The organism is Streptomyces sp. NBC_00647, assembly GCF_045207245.1.
Lineage (GTDB): Bacteria > Actinomycetota > Actinomycetes > Streptomycetales > Streptomycetaceae > Streptomyces.
Window position 1 is genome coordinate 2,553,456 of record NZ_CP109040.1, and the last position, 22,888, is coordinate 2,576,343.

General features: G+C 68.8%; 18 protein-coding genes. 5 read left to right on the top strand and 13 right to left on the bottom strand.

Annotation, left to right across the window (positions count from 1 at the left end):
* Positions 1-12: 12 nt before the first annotated feature.
* The 6 genes from prcA to arc form a co-directional block, all read right to left on the bottom strand.
* A complete protein-coding gene (prcA, locus tag OG788_RS11270; RefSeq protein ID WP_351547102.1) occupies positions 13-759 on the bottom strand; it encodes a proteasome subunit alpha in 747 nt (248 codons plus the stop codon).
* A 57-nt stretch (positions 760-816) separates the two neighbouring features.
* Positions 817-1,662 carry a proteasome subunit beta gene (gene prcB, locus OG788_RS11275; protein ID WP_351547105.1) on the bottom strand — a complete coding sequence of 282 codons (846 nt, stop codon included), beginning with the start codon at positions 1,660-1,662 and terminating at the stop codon, positions 817-819.
* Entirely contained in the window at positions 1,614-2,204 is a 591-nt protein-coding gene (locus OG788_RS11280; protein WP_406370479.1) for an endonuclease VII domain-containing protein, read from the bottom strand. The genes prcB and OG788_RS11280 overlap by 49 nt, the downstream gene beginning before the upstream one ends.
* 32 nt (positions 2,205-2,236) lie before the next feature.
* Complete coding sequence (locus tag OG788_RS11285) at positions 2,237-2,455, bottom strand: ubiquitin-like protein Pup (RefSeq protein ID WP_406370480.1); 219 nt, start codon at positions 2,453-2,455, stop codon at positions 2,237-2,239.
* Positions 2,456-2,610: 155 nt separating this feature from the next.
* Positions 2,611-4,122, bottom strand: coding sequence for a depupylase/deamidase Dop (gene dop, locus OG788_RS11290; protein ID WP_351547109.1), 1,512 nt, complete (start codon positions 4,120-4,122; stop codon positions 2,611-2,613).
* 234 nt (positions 4,123-4,356) lie between these two features.
* A complete protein-coding gene (gene arc, locus OG788_RS11295; RefSeq protein WP_266756835.1) occupies positions 4,357-6,123 on the bottom strand; it encodes a proteasome ATPase in 1,767 nt (588 codons plus the stop codon).
* Positions 6,124-6,376: 253 nt separating this feature from the next.
* On the opposite strand from arc, the gene OG788_RS11300 reads away from it, so the two are divergent.
* Positions 6,377-6,682 (top strand): ferredoxin, encoded by a 306-nt coding sequence (locus OG788_RS11300; protein WP_266756837.1) that lies wholly within the window; start codon positions 6,377-6,379, stop codon positions 6,680-6,682.
* Between the two features lie 95 nt (positions 6,683-6,777).
* Here the strand turns inward: OG788_RS11300 and OG788_RS11305 are convergent, their stop codons facing one another.
* From OG788_RS11305 to OG788_RS11315, 3 genes are all read right to left on the bottom strand, one after another.
* Positions 6,778-7,353, bottom strand: a complete 576-nt coding sequence (locus OG788_RS11305; RefSeq protein ID WP_406370481.1) for a hypothetical protein — start codon at positions 7,351-7,353, stop codon at positions 6,778-6,780.
* A gap of 625 nt (positions 7,354-7,978) precedes the next feature.
* Positions 7,979-8,881, bottom strand: a complete 903-nt coding sequence (locus tag OG788_RS11310) for a tRNA (adenine-N1)-methyltransferase (protein ID WP_037628452.1) — start codon at positions 8,879-8,881, stop codon at positions 7,979-7,981.
* A 41-nt stretch (positions 8,882-8,922) separates the two neighbouring features.
* On the bottom strand, positions 8,923-10,635 hold the full coding sequence (locus tag OG788_RS11315; RefSeq protein WP_406370483.1) for a site-2 protease family protein: 1,713 nt from the start codon (positions 10,633-10,635) through the stop codon (positions 8,923-8,925).
* Positions 10,636-10,809: 174 nt separating this feature from the next.
* Here OG788_RS11315 and OG788_RS11320 point away from each other — a divergent pair, with 174 nt between their 5' ends.
* Complete coding sequence (locus OG788_RS11320) at positions 10,810-11,754, top strand: RecB family exonuclease (RefSeq protein ID WP_406370485.1); 945 nt, start codon at positions 10,810-10,812, stop codon at positions 11,752-11,754.
* Positions 11,755-11,768: 14 nt separating this feature from the next.
* A complete protein-coding gene (locus OG788_RS11325) occupies positions 11,769-12,440 on the top strand; it encodes a response regulator transcription factor (RefSeq protein ID WP_261702934.1) in 672 nt (223 codons plus the stop codon).
* Positions 12,441-12,546: 106 nt separating this feature from the next.
* On the opposite strand, the gene OG788_RS11330 is transcribed toward OG788_RS11325, so the two are convergent.
* From OG788_RS11330 to metH, 4 genes are all read right to left on the bottom strand, one after another.
* Positions 12,547-14,130: an ABC transporter substrate-binding protein gene (locus tag OG788_RS11330; protein WP_406370487.1), complete on the bottom strand. Its 1,584-nt coding sequence runs from the start codon at positions 14,128-14,130 to the stop codon at positions 12,547-12,549.
* Positions 14,131-14,223: 93 nt separating this feature from the next.
* The gene (locus OG788_RS11335) at positions 14,224-15,828 is read right to left on the bottom strand and encodes an ABC transporter substrate-binding protein (RefSeq protein WP_406370488.1); all 1,605 of its coding nucleotides are present in this window, start codon (positions 15,826-15,828) and stop codon (positions 14,224-14,226) included.
* A gap of 466 nt (positions 15,829-16,294) precedes the next feature.
* Entirely contained in the window at positions 16,295-16,996 is a 702-nt protein-coding gene (locus OG788_RS11340) for an HAD family phosphatase (RefSeq protein WP_351547128.1), read from the bottom strand.
* A 138-nt stretch (positions 16,997-17,134) separates the two neighbouring features.
* Positions 17,135-20,662, bottom strand: coding sequence for a methionine synthase (metH, locus tag OG788_RS11345; protein ID WP_406370490.1), 3,528 nt, complete (start codon positions 20,660-20,662; stop codon positions 17,135-17,137).
* 269 nt (positions 20,663-20,931) lie between these two features.
* Here metH and OG788_RS11350 point away from each other — a divergent pair, with 269 nt between their 5' ends.
* Together OG788_RS11350 and OG788_RS11355 are read left to right on the top strand one after the other, a co-directional pair.
* Positions 20,932-21,696, top strand: a complete 765-nt coding sequence (locus tag OG788_RS11350; RefSeq protein ID WP_351547134.1) for an IclR family transcriptional regulator — start codon at positions 20,932-20,934, stop codon at positions 21,694-21,696.
* A gap of 327 nt (positions 21,697-22,023) precedes the next feature.
* Positions 22,024-22,818, top strand: coding sequence for an MIP/aquaporin family protein (locus tag OG788_RS11355; protein WP_351547137.1), 795 nt, complete (start codon positions 22,024-22,026; stop codon positions 22,816-22,818).
* Positions 22,819-22,888: the final 70 nt, after the last annotated feature.

Sequence of the window (22,888 nt, forward strand, 5' to 3'; positions counted from 1 at the left end):
CGAACCACGACCTCACTCGTCGTCGTCGGCGTCCTCGGCCTCCGTCGCGGTCTCGGCTCCTCCGGCCTCCAGCAGCCGGCCCAGCTGACGGCCGACGATCCGCTTGAACTTCCGCTGCTGCGGGCGCGTCCGGTCCAGCACCGCGACCTCGAGCCGCTCCGCCGGAATCTCCCGCTCGCCGCCGTTGGGCTCCCGGGACAGCGACTGGACCGCCAGCTTCAGCGCCTCCGCCAGTGACATCCCGTCCCGGTGCTGGGTGTCCAGATAGGTGCTGATCTGCTCGGCATTGCCGCCGACCGCGACCGAACCGTGCTCGTCCACGATCGAACCGTCGTGCGGCAGCCGGTAGATCTGGTCGCCCTCGGGCGTCTCGCCGACCTCGGCGACCACCAGCTCCACCTCGTACGGCTTCTCCGCCGCCGACGAGAAGATCGTGCCCAGCGTCTGGGCGTACACGTTGGCGAGACCACGGGCGGTCACGTCGTCACGGTCGTACGTGTAACCCCGCAGGTCGGCGTAGCGCACGCCGCCGATCCGCAGATTCTCGTACTCGTTGTACTTGCCGGCGGCCGCGAAGCCGATCCGGTCGTAGATCTCGCTGAACTTGTGCAGCGCGCGGGACGGGTTCTCGCCGACGAACACGATGCCGTCGGCGTACTGCAGCACGACCAGGCTGCGGCCACGGGCGATGCCCTTGCGGGCGTACTCCGCCCGGTCGGCCATGGCCTGCTGGGGTGAGACATAGAACGGCGTCGACACCGGTTATCCGTCCCTTTCTGTCGAAGTCACTGGATCACCTGGGAAAAGAGACCGGTCTCAGAGCAGCGCGGCGCGCGGGCCGTCGGGCTGCTCGAGTCGCCGCTCCAGGATCGCGCGGGCGATCTCGGAGGACTCCTCGTCGGTGAGCCGGCGGAAGCCGCTCTCGGTGATCACGGTGACGATCGGGTAGATCCGGCGCGCGACATCGGGACCACCGGTCGCCGAGTCGTCGTCGGCCGCGTCGTACAGGGCCTGGATGACCAGCGTCGTGGCCTGGTCCTCGGTCAGGTCCTTGGCGTAGAGCTTCTTCATGGCACTGCGCGCGAAGAGCGAGCCGGAGCCCGTGGCCGCGTAGCCGTGCTCCTCGGAGCGGCCGCCGGTGACGTCGTACGAGAAGATGCGGCCCTTGTCGCGGTCCACGTCGAAGCCCGCGAAGAGGGGCACCACGGCGAGGCCCTGCATGGCCATGCCGAGGTTGGAACGGATCATCGTGGACAGGCGGTTCGCCTTGCCCTCCAGGGAGAGCTGAGCGCCCTCCACCTTCTCGAAGTGCTCCAGCTCCAGCTGGAACAGCTTCACCATCTCCACGGCCAGACCAGCCGTACCGGCGATGCCCACCGCCGAGTACTCGTCGGCCGGGAACACCTTCTCGATGTCCCGCTGAGCGATGACGTTCCCCATCGTGGCCCGCCGGTCGCCGGCGAGGACGACCCCGCCGGGGAACGTGACGGCGACGATGGTCGTGCCGTGCGGGGCCTCGATCACACCCTGGACGGGCGGCAGTTGCCGCTTGCCCGGCAGCATCTCCGGCTGGTGCTCGGACAGGAAGTCCATGAAGGACGACGACCCGGGCGTCAGGAAGGCAGCCGGTAGACGCCCGGTGCTACGAGTGTTGGCTTCCACGCGTTTCCCTCCAGGTAGGCGGCAGCCCGACGAACAGCGTCGGGATCGTCTCCCAACTTGCCGATGGCCGAATTGCAGTTGAAGCACAGTACGCCACGGACACTACCCGTCTTGTGGCAGTGATCCACATGAATGGCGGGAGCTTTCAAGCAGATCACGCAGAGCCCCTTTTGAGAGGCGACCATCGCGTCACGCCCGGCGTCGGTGAGGCCGTAGCGCTTCAAGTGCCCGGCGCGTCCCTCGGCGGCTCGACACACTTTGCAACGCGTCGAGAGACCGCCCGAAGCCGATGCATTGCGATGCCACTCGGTCCACGGCTCGACCTCACCGCATTTGAGGCAGAGCTTGTGTCCCTCGGGCACGTCCACCTGAGGGCGAACCTTCCGCCCGAGGCTCAGCTGACGTTTTCGGTGATAGTCCGACGCGCAATCTCGACAGTGATGCTGCAGACCGTCGAGATTGGACCGCTTACGAGCGAAGGCCGCGTGCGGTTTGGCTTCGCCGCACCGCACGCAACACTTCACACCCTTTTCCTTCTCCAACCCGAAGCCCCCCGTGGCCTTAGATTCGAAGGCTACTCGCCGCCCTTCTGAACGAATGATCGAACGAAGTCCTCGGCGTTCTCCTCCAAGACATCATCGATCTCGTCCAGAACCGAGTCGACGTCGTCGCTCAGCTTTTCCTGGCGTTCCTTGAGGTCGTCGGTCGCCTGTACGTCCTGCGCCTGCTCCTCGACCTCCTCGGTGGAACGCGTCGCCTTCTGCTGTCCGCCGCCGGTGTCCTTGGTCGCCATAACCCTCACCCCGCTCGGTTCGACGTTCTTGATCAGACCCTACAAGCAGGGTCCGACATCGGCCCCGCAGTTTGTCCAACGTACGGGGGCCACCTCGATGATTCCCGTACGCCGGGTATTCCACCCTGTCCGGCCGTGGCCGTCCGGGCGGAAGTTCAGTTGCCCGACAGGACCCTGACCAGGTCCTCGGCCGTACGGCAGCGGTCCAGGAGTTCCTTGACGTGATTACGCGTTCCGCGAAGCGGCTCAAGGGTTGGAACGCGCTGGAGCGAATCCCGGCCCGGCAGATCGAAGATCACCGAGTCCCAGGAGGCCGCCGCCACGTCGTCCGCGTACTGCTCCAGACAGCGTCCGCGGAAGTACGCCCGGGTGTCCTCCGGCGGCTTGGTGCGGGCCCGCTCGACCTCGTTCTCGTCCAGCAGGCGCTTGATCTTGCCTCGGGCCGCGAGACGGTTGTAGAGGCCCTTCTCGGCCCGTACGTCCGCGTACTGGAGGTCGACCAGGTGCAGCCGGGCGGCGTCCCAGTCGAGGCTGTCACGGCGCCGGTAGCCCTCCATGAGCTCCCGCTTGGCGACCCAGTCGAGCTCTCCGGAGAGGCTCATCGGGTCGTTCTCCAGGCGGTTCAGGGTGTCCTCCCAGCGCAGCAGGACGTCCTTGGTCTGTTCGTCGGCGTCCGAGCCGAACCGCTCCTCGACGTACTTGCGCGAGAGTTCGAAGTACTCCATCTGCAGTTGCACCGCGGTGAGTGTGCGTCCGCTGCGGAGCGTGACCAGGCGCTTGAGGGTCGGGTCGTGGGAGACCTGGTGGAGGGTGCGTACGGGCTGGTCGACGGCCAGGTCGACGGCGATGAAGCCGTCCTCGATCATGGACAGGACGAGCGCCGTCGTGCCGAGCTTCAGATAGGTCGAGATCTCGGAGAGGTTCGCGTCCCCGATGATCACGTGCAGCCGGCGGTACTTCTCCGCGTCCGCGTGCGGCTCGTCGCGGGTGTTGATGATGGGGCGCTTGAGCGTGGTCTCGAGGCCCACCTCGACCTCGAAGTAGTCGGCTCGCTGGCTGAGCTGGAAGCCGTGCTCGTGCCCGTCCTGGCCGATACCGACGCGGCCCGCTCCGGTGACGACCTGACGTGAGACGAAGAACGGCGTGAGGTGCCGCACGATGTCCGAGAACGGGGTCTCCCGCTTCATGAGGTAGTTCTCGTGCGTGCCGTACGAGGCGCCTTTGTTGTCGGTGTTGTTCTTGTAGAGGTGGATCGGCTGGGCGCCCGGGAGCTGGGCCGCCCGCTCCGCGGCCTCCGCCATGATCCGCTCGCCGGCCTTGTCCCACAGGACCGCGTCCCGGGGGTTGGTGACTTCGGGGGAGCTGTATTCCGGGTGTGCGTGGTCGACGTACAGCCGTGCCCCGTTGGTGAGGATGACATTGGCCAGGCCGATGTCCTCGTCGGTGAGCTGGCTGGAGTCGGCGGTCTCCCGGGCGAGGTCGAAGCCTCGTGCGTCCCGCAGCGGGTTCTCCTCCTCGAAGTCCCAGCGGGCGCGGCGCGCCCGGTGCATCGCCGCCGCGTAGGCGTTGACGATCTGGGACGAGGTGAGCATGGCATTGGCGTTGGGGTGACCGGGGACGGAGATCCCGTACTCCGTCTCGATGCCCATTACTCGCCGTACGGTCATGCGGCCCTCCTTGCCCGGCGGCGCCCTCGGTCGGGGGCGCTGCTCAAGTACCGCTGGCGCTCCGGTGCGTGTGCGGTGCCCGTCCCCGCACTGCGCGACTCGGCGGTACGAAAGAGCCTAGAACGCCTTTGCGCTGGTGGGGAGATCATTTGCGTCATTGCTGTGCTCCGGTCATGTCCTGAAAAACAGTCGGCTGCGGGTACCCGCCGAGGGCACCCGCAGCCGCCCTGTCTTTTACAGGTACTGACCGGTGTTGGCCACCGTGTCGATGGAGCGTCCGGTGTCCGCGCCCTGCTTTCCGGTGATGAGCGTACGGATGTAAACGATCCGTTCGCCCTTCTTTCCGGAGATCCTGGCCCAGTCGTCCGGGTTGGTGGTGTTCGGCAGGTCCTCGTTCTCCTTGAACTCGTCCACGCAGGCCTGGAGGAGATGGGAGACCCGAAGGCCCTTCTGGCTGTGTTCCAAGAAGTCCTTGATGGCCATCTTCTTGGCGCGGCCCACGATGTTCTCGATCATGGCGCCGGAATTGAAGTCCTTGAAGTAGAGGACTTCCTTGTCACCGTTGGCGTAGGTGACCTCCAGGAAGCGGTTCTCCTCCGACTCGGCGTACATCTGCTCCACGGCTGTCTGGATCATGCCGTGGACGGTGGCCGCCCTGTCGCCGCCGTGCTCTCCCACGTCCTCGGAGTGCAGCGGGAGACGCTCGGTGAGGTACTTCTGGAAGATGTCCTTCGCCGCTTCGGCGTCCGGGCGCTCGATCTTGATCTTCACGTCGAGTCGTCCGGGCCGCAGGATGGCGGGGTCGATCATGTCCTCGCGGTTCGAGGCGCCGATGACCACGACGTTCTGCAGGCCCTCCACGCCGTCGATCTCGGCGAGCAGCTGCGGGACGATGGTGTTCTCCACGTCCGAGCTGACGCCGGATCCGCGGGTGCGGAAGAGGGATTCCATCTCGTCGAAGAAGACGATGACGGGGGTGCCCTCGCTGGCTTTCTCCCGTGCGCGCTGGAAGACGAGGCGGATCTGCCGCTCGGTCTCGCCGACGTACTTGTTGAGGAGCTCGGGGCCCTTGATGTTGAGGAAGAAGCTCTTGCCGGTGGCCTGTCCGGTCACTTCGGCGACCTTCTTGGCCAGTGAGTTGGCCACGGCCTTGGCGATGAGCGTCTTTCCGCATCCGGGGGGCCCGTACAGCAGGACGCCCTTGGGCGGCCGCAGTTCGTGCTCCTTGAAGAGGTCGGGGTAGAGGTACGGGAGCTCGACCGCGTCGCGGATCATCTCGATCTGGCCGCCCAGACCGCCGATCTGCTCGTAGCCGATGTCCGGGACCTCTTCGAGGACGAGTTCCTCGACCTCGCTCTTCGGAACGATCTCGTAGACATAGCCGGATCGGGGTTCGAGGAGCAGGGCGTCCCCGGGACGGATATTGACGTCCAGGAGCGGCTCGGCGAGCCGCACCACCCGTTCCTCGTCGGTGTGCCCCTGTACGAGGGCGCGCTCGCCGTCCTCGAGGATCTCCTTGAGGGTGACGATGTCGCCCACGCTCTCGTACTCCATGGCCTCGACCACGTTGAGAGCTTCGTTGAGCATCACTTCCTGGCCGCGCCTGAGCTCTTCGAGCTCCACGCTGGGGCTGACGTTCACCCGGAGCTTGCGGCCCCCGGTGAAGATGTCCGCCGTGCCGTCCTCATTCGCCGTGAGGAAGACACCGAAGCCGGCCGGCGGCTGCGCGAGCCGGTCGACTTCTTCCTTGAGGGCCACGATCTGGTCGCGGGCCTCACGGAGCGTGTTCGCGAGCCGCTCGTTCTGTGCGGACACGCCTGCCAGGTTCGTCTGCAACTCGACGATCCGCTCTTCGAGAATCCTCGTGTGCCGCGGAGAGTCGGCGAGCTTGCGTCGCAGGACGGCGATCTCCTGCTCAAGGTAGGCAATCTGCCCGGCGGGGTCATCGGACCCTCGTCCCGGGCGGATGCCGCGGTTCATGTCGTCGTCGTGGGCTGCCACGGTCCTCACCTCCTCCAAGGGGAGCTGGACGCTTCCAGACCCTACCTGGGTGGGTGTCGATTGAAACCCCTAGATCACAAAGACTGTAGGGGTGTGTCCGATCTTCACCCTTGCGCTCTCCCTCACGCCAGGGGAATACCCACCGAACATGATTGGGAAGCGGGCGGAGGTAGGGTCGAAGTGTTCAACACCCGTCAGAGCTGGCCCGATTCCCCAGTCTTCGGTCCGCTCGACGCAGAAAACGGCAGGAGAAATGACCGTGCAGCAGGAGGCCGGAGTCGACGGCGAGGCGCTTGAGGTCTGGATCGACCAGGATCTCTGTACCGGCGACGGGATCTGCGTCCAGTACGCGCCCGAGGTCTTTGAGCTGGACATCGACGGTCTGGCCTACGTGAAGAGCCCCGAGGACGAGCTGCTGCAGGCCGTGGGCGCCACAACGCCCGTACCCCTGCCGCTTCTGCGCGATGTGACCGACTCGGCGAAGGAGTGCCCGGGCGACTGCATCCATGTCCGTCGGGTTTCGGACAAGGTCGAGGTCTACGGCCCCGACGCGGAGTGATTATTCGGGCACTCCGCGTCACCTGATGTCTGGTTCCTCACACCCTCCGCCGTGCGGAGGGTGTTTTCTTTTGTCCGGGCCTCGCGAGGGGGCGCTCACACGCTCCGTGCTTCGGGCGGTGTCGAGCGCACGAACGCGCCGTTCTTCCACTGCCACTTGGCGCTGTCCTTCACGTCCGGGCAGCAACTCGGTACGTCGGCCGAGGAGTAGCCGAGGAGCGTGGCGGTGACGGCTCCGTCGCGCACCGCGAAGTCGGTGACGCTGAGGCGGTCCTTGGGATCGACCAGGGTCGCCACGACGCGGGGCCCCTTCGCTCCCTCGGCCTGGGTGAGGACGTAGACGCCGCTGGGCGGTGTGCCCGAGCCGGCGTCGCAGCGGACGACGGCCACGGTCTCGGGGCGGCCGTCGCCGTCCAGGTCCCCGGAGGCCTTCTTGTCGACGAGCACCTTGGTGGGCCCGCAGGTGATCGGGTAGTCCACGCCGGCCGGGTCGGGGGCGGCCACCGGGGCTGTCGCCGGCTTCGCGCCGGCGCCTGGCTGGGCGGCCGTCGCGGGATCGGGCTGGAGGACCGAGGACAGCGCCACGACGCCGGCGATGGCGGTGGCCGTGGCGACCCACTGGATGGGGCTGGTGTGCGTGTGTGCCAGTTCCGGGACGGCGGATTGCTGCACTAGGAGTGTCTCCCGTGAGGGCTGTGCCGGTGGGGGTGGGGGTGTCCCGCATGGTGCCACACGTCACAGCCTGGTGGAACGGCGGGGTCCGGAGTTGTGAAGAAGTCCGGCAGGGATTTTCCGCGCCGTCCCGGGGGCGTGTTGGCACGGCCCCGGCGGATGCGCCGGGTGGGAGCCCCGGAGACGTGCGGCCCGGCTCCTCGGTGGACCTGCGGGCCGCCTTCCGCGCGACCTGGTGCCGGCTCGGCGGACCCGTCGGCCGGGTTCGGGAGCGTGCCTCGTCGGCTGCCTCGGGGCGGTCGGTTCACGCGCGCCGCGGGCGGGCCGGCCGGGCTCGCGGCGGCCCGTCGGCCTCTGTGCGGGGCGGCCTGCCCACGGACGTGGCAGTACCGTCGGCCGGCTTCCGGGCGGCCTGCCGGCGGGCCCGCGCACCCGTCCACCGGGTGGCCGACGCTCCGTCAGCAGCCTTGCGGGTGCCCTGTCGGCGCGGTCCGTGGACCCGTCGGCCGGGCGCTCGGCGGAGGGCGGACGGACGGGATCCAGTGGTGCGTCAACGCAAAAGCGATGTGGCCGAGTTCCCGGGCACGTCCGGGAACTCGGCCACATCAGTGGGGCGTTGGGTACGTCAGCGGCCGGCGCCGCCGTCGGCGTTCGGGCCGGCGTAGTCCTCGCCGTACGCGCCCTTGGCGGGGCGGCGGCGGCGCATGGGCGGCTCGACGCCGTCCGCGAGGCGGCGGGCGGTGAGCAGGAAGCCGGTGTGGCCGATCATCCGGTGGTCCGGGCGGACGGCCAGGCCTTCGATGTGCCAGTTGCGGATCATCGATTCCCAGGCGGTCGGCTCGTTGAAGCAGCCGATCTCGCGGATCGACTCGACAGTCCGCGCGAGCTGGGTGGTGGTCGCCACGTAGCAGCAGAGGATGCCACCGGGGACGAGCGCCTTGGAGACCGCCTCCAGGCATTCCCAGGGGGCGAGCATGTCGAGGATGACGCGGTCGACGTCGGTGTCGCTCAGGTTGTCCTGGAGGTCGCCGACGGTGAGCTGCCAGGCGGGGTGCGGCCCGCCGAAGTAGCGCTCCACGTTCTGCTGGGCGATCTCGGCGAAGTCCTCGCGGCGCTCGTAGGAGTGCAGCATGCCCTGGTCGCCGATGGCGCGCAGCAGGAAGCTGCTGAGCGAGCCGGAGCCGACCCCCGCCTCCACGACGCGGGCGCCGGGGAAGATGTCGGCGAAGGCCAGGATCTGCCCCGCGTCCTTGGGGTAGACCACGGCGGCGCCGCGGGGCATGGACAGGACGTAGTCGGGGAGCAGGGGGCGCAGCGCGAGATAGGCGACGTTCCCCGTGGTGCGGACAACGCTGCCCTCGGGAGCACCGATCAGCTCGTCGTGGGGGAAGGAACCCTTGTGGGTGTGGAAATTCTTCCCGGCCTCGAGCGTGAACGTGTAGTGGCGGCCCTTGGGGTCGGTCAGCTGAACCTGGTCCCCGACCTTGAAGGGCCCGCGCCTGCGGGCGGCACCGGTCGGTTCGGACATGTGAACAGCCTACCGGTCCCGGACGGGGCCGCCGACCACCGTCAGGAGGGCCGGGCCATGGCCTTCACGAAGGCGCGCTCCACGTCCGCGGCGGACAGGACGCCGTAGATCTCGCCGGAGTCCTCCACCACCAGGTACTCGGTGGCGGGGCTGGCGCGCAGGGCGTCGAGGAGGTCCTCGCCGGCGAGTTCGGCGGAGACCCGCATGCCGTCGGTGAGGTCCTGGGCGAGGCCGCTGACGGCGACCCACGGCCGACGGTGCTCGGGGACGCCGACGATGGCGGCCTCGCGGACCAGGGAGAGCGGTTCGCCGTCGGCGTCGACGACGACAAGGGCGCGGGCGCCGACGTCGTTGGCGCGGCGCAGGGCCTCGGAGAGCGGGGTGCCGGTCTCCACGGGGACCGCTCGCCGGGTGAGGGAGCGGGCGCGCAGTTCCGGCAGGTGTTCGCGCAGCCGGGCCATCCGGAGGCTGTTGCCGGCGCCGGTCCAGATGATCGCCGCGAGGATGGCGGCGAGCAGGGCGTCGGTGACGGTGTCCATGCCGCCGAGGTCCTCGGGGGCGGCGCCGAGTGCCTCGGACTGGGTGAGCAGGGGCAGTCCGATCAGCACGGAGACGGCGAGGGCTCGGCCGACCCAGGCGGCGGCGACGGTGCCGCTCATCGGCCTGCCGGTGATCTTCCAGACGACGGCCCGGAGCATGCGGCCGCCGTCGAGGGGCAGGCCGGGCAGGAGGTTGAAGGCGGCCACGATGAGGTTGGAGATCATCAGGCCGGCCAGCAGGACGCCGGGGACCGTGCCGGGCTCGACGGGCAGCATGGCCAGGTAGAAGACGCCGGACAGGACGAGGGAGAGCAGCGGGCCGACGAAGGCGAGCACGAACTCGCGGCCCGGCGTCTCGGCCTCCTTCTCGATCTCCGAGACACCGCCGAAGAACTGGAGCTGGATCCGGCGCACGGGCAGTTTGAAGCGGAGGGCCGCGACGGTGTGGGCGAGTTCGTGGACGAGTACGGAGGCGTAGAAGGCGACCGCGAAGAAGAGGGACACGAGGTAGCGGGCTGCGCCGAGTTCGGGCAGGACGCGGTCGAGCTGGCCGCCGAAGACCCAGGTGATGAGGGCCGCGACGAGGAACCAGCTGGGGGCGACGTAGACGGGCACGCCGAACGGCCGGCCCATCAGCAGTCCGCCGCCGGGCTCCTTCGGGCGGCGCGGGGGGCGCCTCTTGCCGTTGCCCGTGTGGGCAAGGGTCCGGTGGGTGTCGGTGAGGTCGTCACGGGGGGTGAAGTCCGACGGCTCTCCGTGCGGCCGGTCCGGGCCGTCCGACGTCTCGCGGGACTCGCCGTGGGCTCCGGTCTCCTCGGTGGCGGCGGGGGCCTTCGCCAGCGGGTCCAGGGACGCTCCGGTGGCGGGCGCGGACTCCGGACCGGGCTCCGGGTGCTCCTCGGATCCGGTCCTGTCGTGAGCCGTGGTGCCGTCGTCGGCCCCGGACCCGGTGGGGGCCGGGGAGCCGGAGTCGGCCTCGGCCCTGGCGGGCGTCGCGGTCTCGGCCCGGGCCGCGGTGTCCCCGTCGGTGTCCGCCTCGGTCCGGGAGTCGTGATCGGGGGCCGTGGGCGCCGGCCCGGTGGGGGTCTCGGGCCCGGCTTCTCCGGTGCGCGTGGCGTCGGCGGTCGGCTCGGCGGAGGCCCGAGGCCTCTCGTGGTGCTCGGTCGCCTCGCCGGTACCGGACCGCGGCTGCCCGCTCCCGCCGCTCTCGTCCACGATGTCCCCTCGTTCGAAGCGTCTCCCGCCCCCGGTCGTGCGGAGCAGGAGGGTCTGTGGTCGATGGTATGCGGCGGTCGCGGCACGTTCCGCCCCGGCACCCCCTCTGTTTTCCGCGCCGTCGCCCCGCCGGGGCGGGGTCACTGTCAGTGGCGGGCCGTAGAGTCTGTCGTCATGGAAACCAGCACCGAGGGCGCAGCGCCCGACGAAGCGGCCGCGGCCGCCGAAGCCGTCGCGACCGCCGGCGACGGACCGGCCCCGGTGGTCGCGCGCGCGCCGGCTTCGCTGTCGCCCTCGCGTGCCAGTGACTTCATGCAGTGTCCGCTGCTGTACCGCTTCCGGGTGATCGACAAGCTGCCCGAGAAGCCGAGTGCGGCGGCGACCCGGGGGACGCTGGTGCACGCCGTCCTGGAGCGGCTCTTCGACGCCCCGGCCGTGGACCGGACCGCGCCGCGCGCCAAGTCGCTGATCCCCGGCCAGTGGGACCGGCTGCGGGAGAGCAGGCCGGAGGTCGTGGAGCTGTTCGCCGACGACCCGGAGGGCGAGCGGCTCGCGGGCTGGCTGGCCGAGGCCGAGCAGCTGGTGGAGCGCTGGTTCACGCTGGAGGACCCGACGCGGCTCGAGCCGGCGGAGCGGGAGCTGTTCGTCGAGGCGCGGCTCGATTCCGGGCTGACCCTGCGCGGCATCATCGACCGGGTCGACGTGGCCCCGACGGGCGAGGTCCGGATCGTCGACTACAAGACGGGAAAGGCGCCGCGGCCGGAGTACGCCGAGGGTGCCCTGTTCCAGATGAAGTTCTACGCCCTGGTGGTGTGGCGGCTGAAGCAGGTGGTCCCGCGCCGGCTCCAGCTCGTCTATCTCGGCAGCGGTGACGTGCTGACGTACGACCCGGTGATCGAGGACCTGGAGCGGGTGGAGCGCAAGCTGCTGGCCCTGTGGGATGCCATCCGGCTGGCGACGGAGACGGGTGAGTGGCGGCCGCGTCCCACCAAGCTCTGCGGCTGGTGCGACCACCAGGCGGTGTGCCCGGAATTCGGTGGTACTCCCCCCGTGTATCCGCTCCCGGTCAGGGCGCCCGAGTCGGGGCCCCGGGAGCAGGGCAGAATGGGGCCGGACTAGCGAAGGAGACTTACGTGGCCATCCGCGTCCTACTGGTCGACGACCAGCCGCTGCTGCGCACCGGCTTCCGGATGATTCTGGAAGCGGAGCAGGACCTGGCGGTCGTCGGCGAGGCCGGTGACGGTCTCCAGGCGCTCGATCAGGTTCGTGCCCTGCAGCCCGATGTGGTTCTGATGGACATCCGTATGCCGCGGATGGACGGTGTGGAGGCGACCCGGCAGATCACCGGCCCCGGCCGGGACGGTCCGGCGAAGGTGCTCGTCCTGACGACGTTCGACCTCGACGAGTATGTGGTGGAGGCGTTGCGCGCGGGCGCGAGCGGTTTCCTCCTCAAGGACGCGCCCGCGAATGAGCTGGTGCAGGCGATCCGGGTGGTCGCGGCGGGCGAGGCGATGCTCGCGCCGAGCATCACGCGTCGGCTGCTCGACAAGTACGCGGGGCATCTGCCCTCCGGCGACGAGCCGGTTCCGGACACGTTGCACACGCTGACCGACCGCGAGGTCGAGGTGCTGAAGCTGGTGGCGCGCGGGCTGTCGAACGCGGAGATCGCGGCCGACCTGTTCGTCAGCGAGACCACGGTCAAGACGCATGTGGGGCATGTCCTGACGAAGTTGGGGCTGCGTGACCGGGTGCAGGCCGCGGTGTACGCGTACGAGAGCGGGCTGGTGCGTCCCGGGGCGCAGTAGGGCCGGTTCGCCGGTGGGTCCCGGCCCGCCGCAGGCAGTGCGAAGGGCGCCCGTTCCGGGAAGGAGCGGGCGCCCTTTGCGTACGACGGCCGGTGGCCGCGCGGGGTCAGTCCTTGCTGATCTCCCAGAAGCGGAACACGGTCGAGGCGTCGAGGCAGTTCTCGATGCCGTACACGTTGTCGCGCACGACGGCGTACTGCTTGGCCTGCCAGATCGGGATGACCGGCAGGTCCCCGGCGACCAGCTCCTGGAGCCTGCCGAATTCGGCCTCGGTCGAGGAGCGGTCGCTCTCGGCGGCCGTCTTCGGGATGAGGCTGCCCGTGATCGTGCTGTTGGTGAAGTTGTTGTTCAGTACGTTGCCCTTGCCGAAGAACGGGGCCGTGAAGTTGTCCGGGTCCGGGTAGTCGGGCACCCAGCCCTTCACGTACACGCCGTACTTGCCCTTGGCGATGTCCTTCTCGTACCGGCTGTAGGCGACGGACTTCACGGTCGCGTCGAACAGTCCGCTGGCGTTGAGCTGCTTGGCGATCGCCTTGAACTCCGCGTCCGTGGAGGGACCGTAACGCGACGGGGTCGACCAGAGCGTGAGCTTCACCTTGCCGGTGATGCCCTCGGTGGCCAGCGCGGCCTCGGCCTTGGACCGCGAGGGGCGGGCGCCGTAGGTGTCGAAGAAGGACGTGCTGTGGCCGGTGATGCCGGCCGGGATGATCGAGTACAGCGGCGTCGCCGTGTCCTGGTAGACGTCGTCGACGAGGGCGTCGCGGTCCAGGAGGTAGGCGATGGCCTTGCGGACGCCGAGCTTGCCCGTCACCGGGTCGTTCATGTTGAGGACCAGGTGCTGGACCTCGGCGCTGGATCCCTCGACGACGTTGATGCCGCTGTCGTTCGTGGTGCCGTTCTCGATGTCCGCGATGTCGGCGGCGGCGAGGCCTCGGTAGGCGACGTCGAGCTGGTCGCCCATGAGCGCCTTCTTCAGGCGGTCCTGGTCGCCGTGGAAGAACTTCAGCGTGATGCTGGGGCTCTTGGGCTCGGCGGTGCCCTTGTAGTTCGGGTTGACCGAGAAGACGGCCTTGTCGTCGCTGAACGAGTCGAGCTTGTACGGGCCGGAGCCGACCGCCTCGTTGTCCTCGCGGAGCCCGTTGGTGGCGTACTCCTGGTGGTCCACGATCGAGCCGGCGCCGGAGGCGATCTTGCTCGGGAAGGTGGCGTCGGGGTACTTGAGGTGGAAGACGACGGTCCGGGCGTCCGGCGTCTTGACCGTGTCGAGCATGGGGAACATGATCGCCGGGCCGGCACCGTCGTTGATCTTCAGCATGCGGTCGAAGGAGTACTTCACGTCCGCCGAGGTGAGCGCGTCACCGTTGCTGAACTTCAGTCCGTCCTGCAGCGTGCACCGGTAGACGCTGGTGTCGGCGTCCGTGAACGCGCACTCCTTGGCCGCTTCCGGCTCGGGCTCGGTACCGCCCTTGGGAAAGCTCAACAGCGACTGGAAGACGTTGTTGAACAACAGCCACGATCCTGGGTCGTAGCCGGAAGCCGGGTCGGTGGCGAGGACGTCGTCGGACATCCCGATCACCACGGAGGAGCCACTGCTCCCGGAATCGCCCGTCTCCGAGCCACAGCCGGTCAGCAGGCCGGAGGCCAGCCCCGCCACAATCGGCAGGACTGGCCACTGGTTACGCATATTCACTTGCACGTGCCTTGTCGTTGGATCTGGTGAACCCGGGACCGTTGGGCCCCGGGCCGGACCCGGGGCGGTCAGGCCCCGGGTCGTGTCAGTCGGTCACTCGCTCACACCGCGGCCGAGTTCCCACAGCTGAAGGGTGGAGGAGGAGTTGAGCGCCCACTCCGAGCCCGTGATGTCGTCGCGCGCGGCGATGTACTGGTTGCCCTGCCACAGCGGGATCAGCGGGACGTCGTTGGCGACGATGTTCTGGATCTCCGTGAGGCTCTTCGACGCGGTGATGCGGTCGGGCTCGCGACGGGACGCGGGGATCAGGTTGTTGATGATGTCGCTGTTCGCGTACGGCGACTTGAGGAAGTTGTTCTTGTCGAGGAACGGCGCCAGGTAGTTGTCGGCGTCCGGGAAGTCGGGGAACCAGCCCATGCCCCAGACGTCGTAGTGGCCGGCGCGCTCGGCCGGGACGAACTTGTCCCAGCTCGTGCCCTGGGTGCGGACCTCGAAGAGACCGCTCTTGTTGAGCTGGTCCTTCAGGACCTGGAACTCCTTCGCGGTGACCGCACCGTAGTGGTCGGTCGCGTAGTGCAGGGTGATCTTCACCGGGGTGGTGATGGCTGCCTTGGTGAGCAGCGCCCGGGCGCGGCTGACGCTCGGCTCCCCGTACTTGTTGAAGAACGCGTTGGAGTGGCCCGTGATGGCGGCCGGGACCAGCGAGTAGAGCGGCTGGGCCTGCGAACCGTAGACCTTGGAGACGAGCTCACCGCGGTCGATGATCTGCGCCATGGCCTGGCGGACGGCCTGCGACTTCACCGTCGAGGCGTCGGTGTTGAAGGCCAGGTAGCGGATCTCCAGGCCGGGCATCTCGTTCAGGTCGATGTTGCCGCCCGAAGCGCTGTCCAGCTTCTTGATCTGGTCCGGCGTCATCGAGCGGGTCATCAGGTCGATGTCGCCCTTTTCGAGGGCCGTGCCCATGGCCGCGGCGTCGTCGAAGGAGCGCAGCTCGACCTTGGAGTTGTTCACCTTCAACTGGCCCTGGTAGTGGGAGTTCTTGGTGAACACGGCCTTGACGACGGCGTCGTCCTTGACCTCGGTCTCGAGGGTGTACGGGCCGGAGCCGTCGACGGAGAAGCCGTCGCGCAGCTTGCGCTTGTCGTAGTCCTTCGGGTTCACGATGCCGGCGACCGGGGTCGACAGCTTGAACGGGAAGGTCGCGTCGGCGCTGTTGAGGTGGAAGATCACCTCGCGGTCGCCCCGCGTCTCGACGGTGTCGATGGTGGACAGCAGGGCGTACACCTCGGAGTCCGCCTTGATGGCCCGCGCGCGGTCGATCGAGAACTTGACGTCCTTCGCGGTGATCGAGTCACCGCTGGCGAACTTCAGGTCCTTGCGCAGCGTGCAGGAGTAGCGCTCGTTGCCGCTGTCGGTGAAGCCGCATTTCTCGGCTGCCTCAGGCTGGGGATCACCGTCACCACGGGGCTGGACCATCAGCGTCTGCACGGTCTGGCGGAGGACGTTCCAGGTGCCGACGTCGTACGCGTACGCCGGGTCGAACGGAGCCGGGGCATCCTTCGACACGGTGAACCGGTCCGTGGTGCCGACAACGATGGCATCGCCGCTGTTGCTCCCGCTGTCGGACCCACCACACGCGGCGAGCACCGGGGCGAGCAGGCCAACCACGGCCGGCAGCACCAAAGTCTTGCGGTTCATGCTCGAGTTTCTCCAGAGCTGTAGTTTCCGCGAACCGGCATGCAAGGGTGGCGCGGCGGGTCACGGGGTTACGGCGATGTTCTGGCGATGACATTAGTCCGCACCACGGCGACGGCTCACAGGTACCGGAGCCGCCTCCCGCTCACGCTGCGATACCGGGCGTGGACGCACCGATAACCCGACACGGGAAGGAAATAGTGCAGCATTCCATCAATCGGGACACAAGGGCACGTCGGGCCCGCACGAATGGGGGGTGAGGGCACAAGTCGGTCCGACTGTCGACCCTCGGTTACGTGACGAACATCACACCGTCAACTCGATTAGCAAGTACCGGAATTCAGCCATCCGCCCCGATATCAATTCCCGGGGACACGTCGCTCGCGGTTACCACACGGCAGCGCCGGCGCTTTCCGCGCATTCCCGTACCGCACGCTGAGTGTTTCGGTGACCCACGCTCGGTGAACGCCTAACGCATTTCCGTCATCAGACGGTGCAGAAAGGGCAGGTCGACCTCTTCCAGGGAGGTGACCACCGTGCGGCGGGCGGCCGGGGCGATGGGCGCGACCGAGGGCACGACGACCACCTGGCAGCCCGCGGCCTCGGCGGAGGCGACGCCGGTCGAGGTGTCCTCGATGACGGCGCACCTCGCCGGCTCGGCACCGAGCCCCGAAGCCGCGAGCAGGTACGGGTCGGGGAACGGCTTGGTCCGCTCCACCTCGTCGCCCGCGACGGTCAGCGCGAAGAAGTGGGAGCCGATCGAGCCCAGGACACGGTCGATGATCCGCCGGTGCGAGGCGGAGACCAGCGCGGTGGGGATCTCGTACGCCGCGAGTTCGGCGAGAAGCCGGGCCGCACCCGGCATCAGGGGCAGAGAACGGCCAATGCGCTCCTCGAACCCGTCGTTGAGCAGCACGGTCAGCTCGGCGAGGGTGATGTCGGCACCGGTGGCCTCGATGAGGAAGCCCGCGCTGCGCGTCATCGGACCGCCGACGACCACATGGCGCCAGGAGTCGTCCAGCGCGTGACCGAGAGCCCTGAAGACCTCCACCTCCACGTCCCACCAGAACCCCTCGGTGTCCACCAAGGTGCCGTCCATGTCGAGGAGCACAGCCTGCAGGGCGGAGCCTTCGGCCGTACGAGTTCCGAGCGCGGGGACCGTACTGGTCATCCTGGCGCACCTCCTTGAGGGACGATCAGGCCGGTCGCCCCTTTTTTCGCCAAGGGGCGACCGGCCTGCGGTGGACCGACCAGTGTACGACTTATCCGATCAGTGTGCGTGGTGGCGCGCTCCAGCGCGTCGGAGTGGTCACCGTGCGTTGAAGTACGTCGCCTCCGGGTGGTGGATCACGATCGCGTCGGTGGACTGCTCCGGGTGGAGCTGGAACTCCTCGGAGAGGTGGACGCCGATCCGCTCGGGCTCGAGAAGGTCCGCGATCTTGGCGCGGTCCTCCAGGTTGGGGCAGGCGCCGTAGCCGAGCGAGAAGCGGGCGCCGCGGTACTTCAGGGCGAACATGTCCTCGATCTCGGACGGGTCCTCCCCCGCGAATCCCAGCTCCGAGCGCACGCGCGCGTGCCAGTACTCGGCGAGCGCCTCGGCCAGCTGCACGGACAGGCCGTGCAGTTCGAGGTAGTCGCGGTAGGCGTTGGACTCGAAGAGCTTGGCGGTCTCCTCGCCGATCCGGGAGCCGACGGTGACGACCTGGAGGCCGACGACGTCGGTCTCCCCCGACTCCTCCGGGCGGAAGTAGTCGGCCAGACACAGCCGGCGGCCCCGGCGCTGGCGGGGGAACGTGAAGCGGGTCCGCTCGTTGCCCTGCTCGTCCAGGATGATCAGGTCGTCGTCCTTGGAGACGCACGGGAAGTAGCCGTAGACCACGGCCGCTTCCAGCAGGTTGTCGGTCTGGACCTTGTCCAGCAGCCCGCGCAGCCGGGGCCGGCCCTCGGTCTCGACCAGTTCCTCGTACGTCGGACCGTCGCCGGTACGGGCCTGCTTGAGACCCCACTGCCCCTTGAACAGGGCGCCCTCGTCCAGCCAGGAGGCGTACTCCTTGAGCTGGATGCCCTTGATCACGCGGGTGCCCGAGAAGGGCGGCTTCGGAACGGGGTTGTCGACGGAGACGTCGGAGCGGACGTGGCCCTCTTCCGGGCGCTCCTCGACGGCCGTGGCGGCGGCGGCCCGCACTCGGCGCTGCTTGAGTTCGGGCAGCACCGCGCCGGGCACTCCGCGCTTGACGCCGATCAGCGCGTCCATCAGGCGCAGGCCCTCGAAGGCGTCGCGGGCGTAGCGCACCTCGCCCTGGTAGATCTCGTACAGGTCCTGTTCGACGTAGGCCCGGGTCAGGGCCGCGCCGCCGAGGATCACCGGGTAGTCGGCGGACAGGCCGCGCTGGTTCAGCTCCTCCAGGTTCTCCTTCATGATCACCGTGGACTTGACCAGGAGCCCGGACATGCCGATGACGTCGGCCCGGTGTTCCTGGGCGGCGTCCAGGATCGCGGAGACCGGCTGCTTGATGCCGAGGTTGACGACGTTGTAGCCGTTGTTCGACAGGATGATGTCGACGAGGTTCTTGCCGATGTCGTGGACGTCGCCGCGCACGGTGGCCAGCACGATGGTGCCCTTGCCCTCCGCGTCCGACTTCTCCATGTGCGGCTCGAGGAAGGCGACGGCGGTCTTCATGACCTCGGCGGACTGGAGCACGAACGGCAGCTGCATCTGGCCGGAACCGAACAGTTCGCCGACCACCTTCATGCCGTCCAGCAGCGTCTCGTTGACGATGTCGAGGGCCGGTCGGTCCTGGAGGGCCTCGGCGAGGTCGGCCTCCAGTCCGTTCTTCTCGCCGTCGATGATCCGCCGCTTGAGGCGTTCGTCCAGGGGCAGCGCGGCAAGTTCCTCGGCCTTGCCCGCCTTCAGCGACTTGGTGGTGGCGCCCTCGAACAGCGCCATCAGCTTCTGCAGCGGGTCGTAGCCCTCGGCCCGGCGGTCGTGGATGAGGTCGAGGGCGGTGGTGACCTCCTCCTCGCTGAACCGGGCGATCGGCAGGATCTTGGACGCGTGCACGATCGCCGAGTCCAGGCCCGCCTTGACGCACTCGTCGAGGAAGACCGAGTTGAGCAGGATGCGGGCGGCCGGGTTGAGGCCGAAGGAGATGTTGGACAGGCCGAGCGTGGTCTGGACGTCCGGGCGGCGGCGCTTGAGTTCGCGGATCGCCTCGATCGTCGCGATGCCGTCCTTGCGGGACTCCTCCTGGCCCGTGCAGATCGTGAAGGTCAGGGTGTCGATGAGGATGTCGGACTCGTGGATGCCCCAGTTGCCCGTCAGGTCCTCGATGAGCCGCTCGGCGATGGCGACCTTGGTCTCGACGGTGCGGGCCTGGCCCTCCTCGTCGATGGTCAGCGCGATCAGCGCGGCACCGTGCTCCTGGGCGAGCCGCGTGACCTTCGCGAACCGGGACTCGGGCCCGTCGCCGTCCTCGTAGTTGACGGAGTTGATGACCGCGCGCCCGCCGAGTCGCTCCAGGCCCGCGCGGATCACCGGGACCTCGGTGGAGTCCAGGACGATCGGCAGGGTGGAGGCGGTGGCGAAGCGGCCGGCCAGCTCGTCCATGTCGGCGACGCCGTCCCGGCCGACGTAGTCGACGCAGAGGTCGAGCATGTGCGCGCCCTCGCGGATCTGGTCGCGGGCCATCTCCACACAGTCGTCCCAGCGGGCCTCGAGCATGGCCTCGCGGAACTTCTTCGAGCCGTTGGCGTTCGTCCGCTCGCCGATCGCCATGTACGCGGTGTCCTGGCGGAACGAGACGGTCTGGTAGAGGGAGGCGGCGCCGGGCTCGGGCCGCGGGCTGCGCTCGGTGGGCGCGACCCCGCGCACCCGCTCCACCAGCTGGCGCAGGTGCTCCGGCGTCGTACCGCAGCAGCCGCCGACCAGGGAGAGGCCGTAGTCGCGTACGAAGTTCTCCTGGGCGTCGGCCAGGCCCTCGGCGTCGAGGGGGAAGTGGGCGCCGTCCTTCGTCAGGACCGGCAGACCGGCGTTCGGCATGCACAGGAGCGGGATGCGGGAGTGCCGGGTGAGGTAGCGCAGGTGCTCGCTCATCTCGGCGGGGCCGGTCGAGCAGTTCAGGCCGATCATGTCGATGCCGAGCGGTTCCAGCGCGGTCAGTGCCGCGCCGATCTCGGAGCCCAGCAGCATGGTGCCGGTGGTCTCGAAGGCCATCGAGACCAGCAGCGGTACCCGGACGCCGGTCGCCTCCATCGCGCGGTGCGCGCCGAGCACGGAGGACTTCGTCTGCAGCAGGTCCTGGGTCGTCTCCACGATCAGCGCGTCCGCGCCGCCGGCGAGCAGGCCCTCGGCGTTGGCCTGGAAGCCGTCCCGCAGCGTCCCGTACGCGACATGGCCCAGCGTCGGCAGCTTCGTGCCGGGGCCGATCGAGCCGAGGACCCAGCGCTGACGGCCGTCGCGGGCGCCGAACTCGTCGGCGACCTCGCGGGCGAGCCGGGCCCCGGTCTCGGACAGTTCGTGGACGCGGTCCGCGATGTCATACTCGGCCATCGCCGAGTGGTTCGCCCCGAAGGTGTTCGTCTCGACGCAGTCGACACCGACCTCGAAGTACGCCTCATGGACGGATCGGACGATGTCGGGGCGGGTGACGTTCAGGATCTCGTTGCAGCCCTCGAGGTTCTCGAAGTCCTCAAGCGTCGGGTCCTGCGCCTGAAGCATCGTGCCCATCGCGCCGTCGGCCACCACCACGCGGGTGGCGAGCGCTTCTCGGAGTGCGTCGGTTCGCTCCCGGCCTTCGGAAAGACCGGACGAAAGGGACGGGTTCGGCAACGAGGCCATGAAGGTGCTCCCTGGAGTGCGACGGCTGTCGGCTTTGCGCTTCCCATGGAAGGCGCACGCCGTCAGGGTAGCCCGGAGCACCGCCGATCAGTCGTGGGCGTCCACGAGCCGGACGGGTGTGGCGCGGGTGACGTCGGCGTGCAGGCCGACGAAACGTAGGGCGACCACCCATTGGCGGGAGATCGGTAACGACCGGTAGTGTTCGACATTGCCGAACGGCAGCGGGCAGTCGCACGCCGACGGTCCAAGGGGACGGAGGCAGCACGGCGATGGCACGGAACATCCAGTCGCTCGAACGGGCGGCAGCGATGCTGCGGCTGCTCGCGGGCGGCGAGCGACAGCTCGGCCTGTCGGACATCGCCTCCTCGCTGGGCCTGGCCAAGGGTACGGCCCACGGCATTCTGCGCACCCTCCAGCAGGAGGGGTTCGTCGAGCAGGACACGGCCTCCGGGCGTTATCAGCTGGGCGCCGAGCTGCTGCGCCTCGGCACCACCTATCTCGACGTGCACGAACTACGGGCCCGCGCCCTGGTGTGGACCGACGACCTGGCCCGCTCCAGCGGCGAGAGCGTCTATCTGGGCGTGCTGCACCAGCAGGGCGTGCTGATCGTGCACCACGTCTTCCGGCCCGACGACAGCCGTCAGGTCCTGGAGGTCGGGGCGATGCAGCCCCTGCACTCCACGGCGCTGGGCAAGGTGCTGTCGGCCTACGACCCGGTGGCGCACAGCGAGGTCCTCGAGGTCGACCGCAAGGCGTTCACGCCGCGGACGATCAGCGAGCTGGAGCAGTTCGAGGGCGTCCTCGACGTGACCCGCGCGCGCGGGTACGCGGACGACGTCGAGGAGACCTGGACGGGGGTCGCCTCGGTCGCGGCCCCGATCCACAACCGGCGGCGGATGCCGGTGGGCGCGGTGGGCATCACCGGAGCCGTGGAACGGGTCTGCAAGGACGGGGAACTGCGCCCCGACCTGATCGCGGCCGTACGGGACTGTGCCCGCGCGGTGTCGCGGGACCTGGGCGCGGGGCGGTTCTGACCGGCGCGAACGCTCGGACGTTCGTACGGCTCGAGGCCGGGAAGCGGGATGCTTCCCGGCCTTTGTCGTGTCCCCGGACGAGCGACGACGCATCGATAGCACACGCCGATCAATAACGATCGTGCTTTCGATAACGGAGCTCTTGACGAGCTGGTAACGCGAGAGCAAGACTCCCGTCCATCGGTCGACATTGTCGAACACCTACCGGCAATACGCGTTAGAGTGTGGCAATGCCAGGGCCGAGATCGCTCTCACTCCCCGAGAGCACGAACCACCGGAGGGACCCGGGGTTCGGCTTCCCCTGGACGAAGGACAAAGGAGTCGCGGGTGTCCAGCTCCGACATCTTCATCGGCGAGACCATCGGTACCGCCGTACTCATCCTGCTCGGCGGTGGCGTGTGCGCCGCCGTCACGCTGAAGGCCTCCAAGGCGCGCAACGCCGGCTGGCTCGCCATCGCCTTCGGGTGGGGCTTCGCGGTCATGACCGCGGTCTACATCTCGGCGCCGCTCTCCGGCGCCCACCTCAACCCGGCCGTGACGCTCGCGCTGGCGATCAAGGACGACGACTACAGCAATCTCGCCACCTACTGGGGCGGGCAGATGCTCGGCGCCATGATCGGTGCGGCGCTGGTCTGGGTCGCCTACTACGGCCAGTTCCTCGCCCACCTCACCGACCGCGAGATCGTCGGCGGTCCGGGTGCGCAGGCCACCAAGACCAAGGCCGTCGAGGCCCAGGAGACCGGCGCGGGCCCCGTGCTCGGGGTCTTCTCGACCGGCCCCGAGATCCGGAACGTCGTACAGAACCTCGCCACCGAGATCATCGGCACCGTCGTCCTGATCCTCGCGATCCTCACGCAGGGCCTGAACAACGACGGCAACGGCCTGGGCACCCTGGGCGCCCTGATCACCTCCTTCGTGGTGGTGAGCATCGGCCTCTCGCTCGGTGGCCCCACCGGCTACGCGATCAACCCGGCCCGTGACCTCGGTCCGCGCATCGTGCACGCCCTGCTCCCCCTGCCCAACAAGGGCGGATCCGACTGGAGCTACGCCTGGATACCGGTCGTCGGCCCGCTCATCGGCGGCGCGATCGCGGCAGGCATATACAACGTCGCCTTCGCTTAGGAGCCCCCGCTCCAGCACGCTAGGAAGCCGCGCCCCAAAGAGCCGCGAGCCGCACAGCACGCTTTGAAGC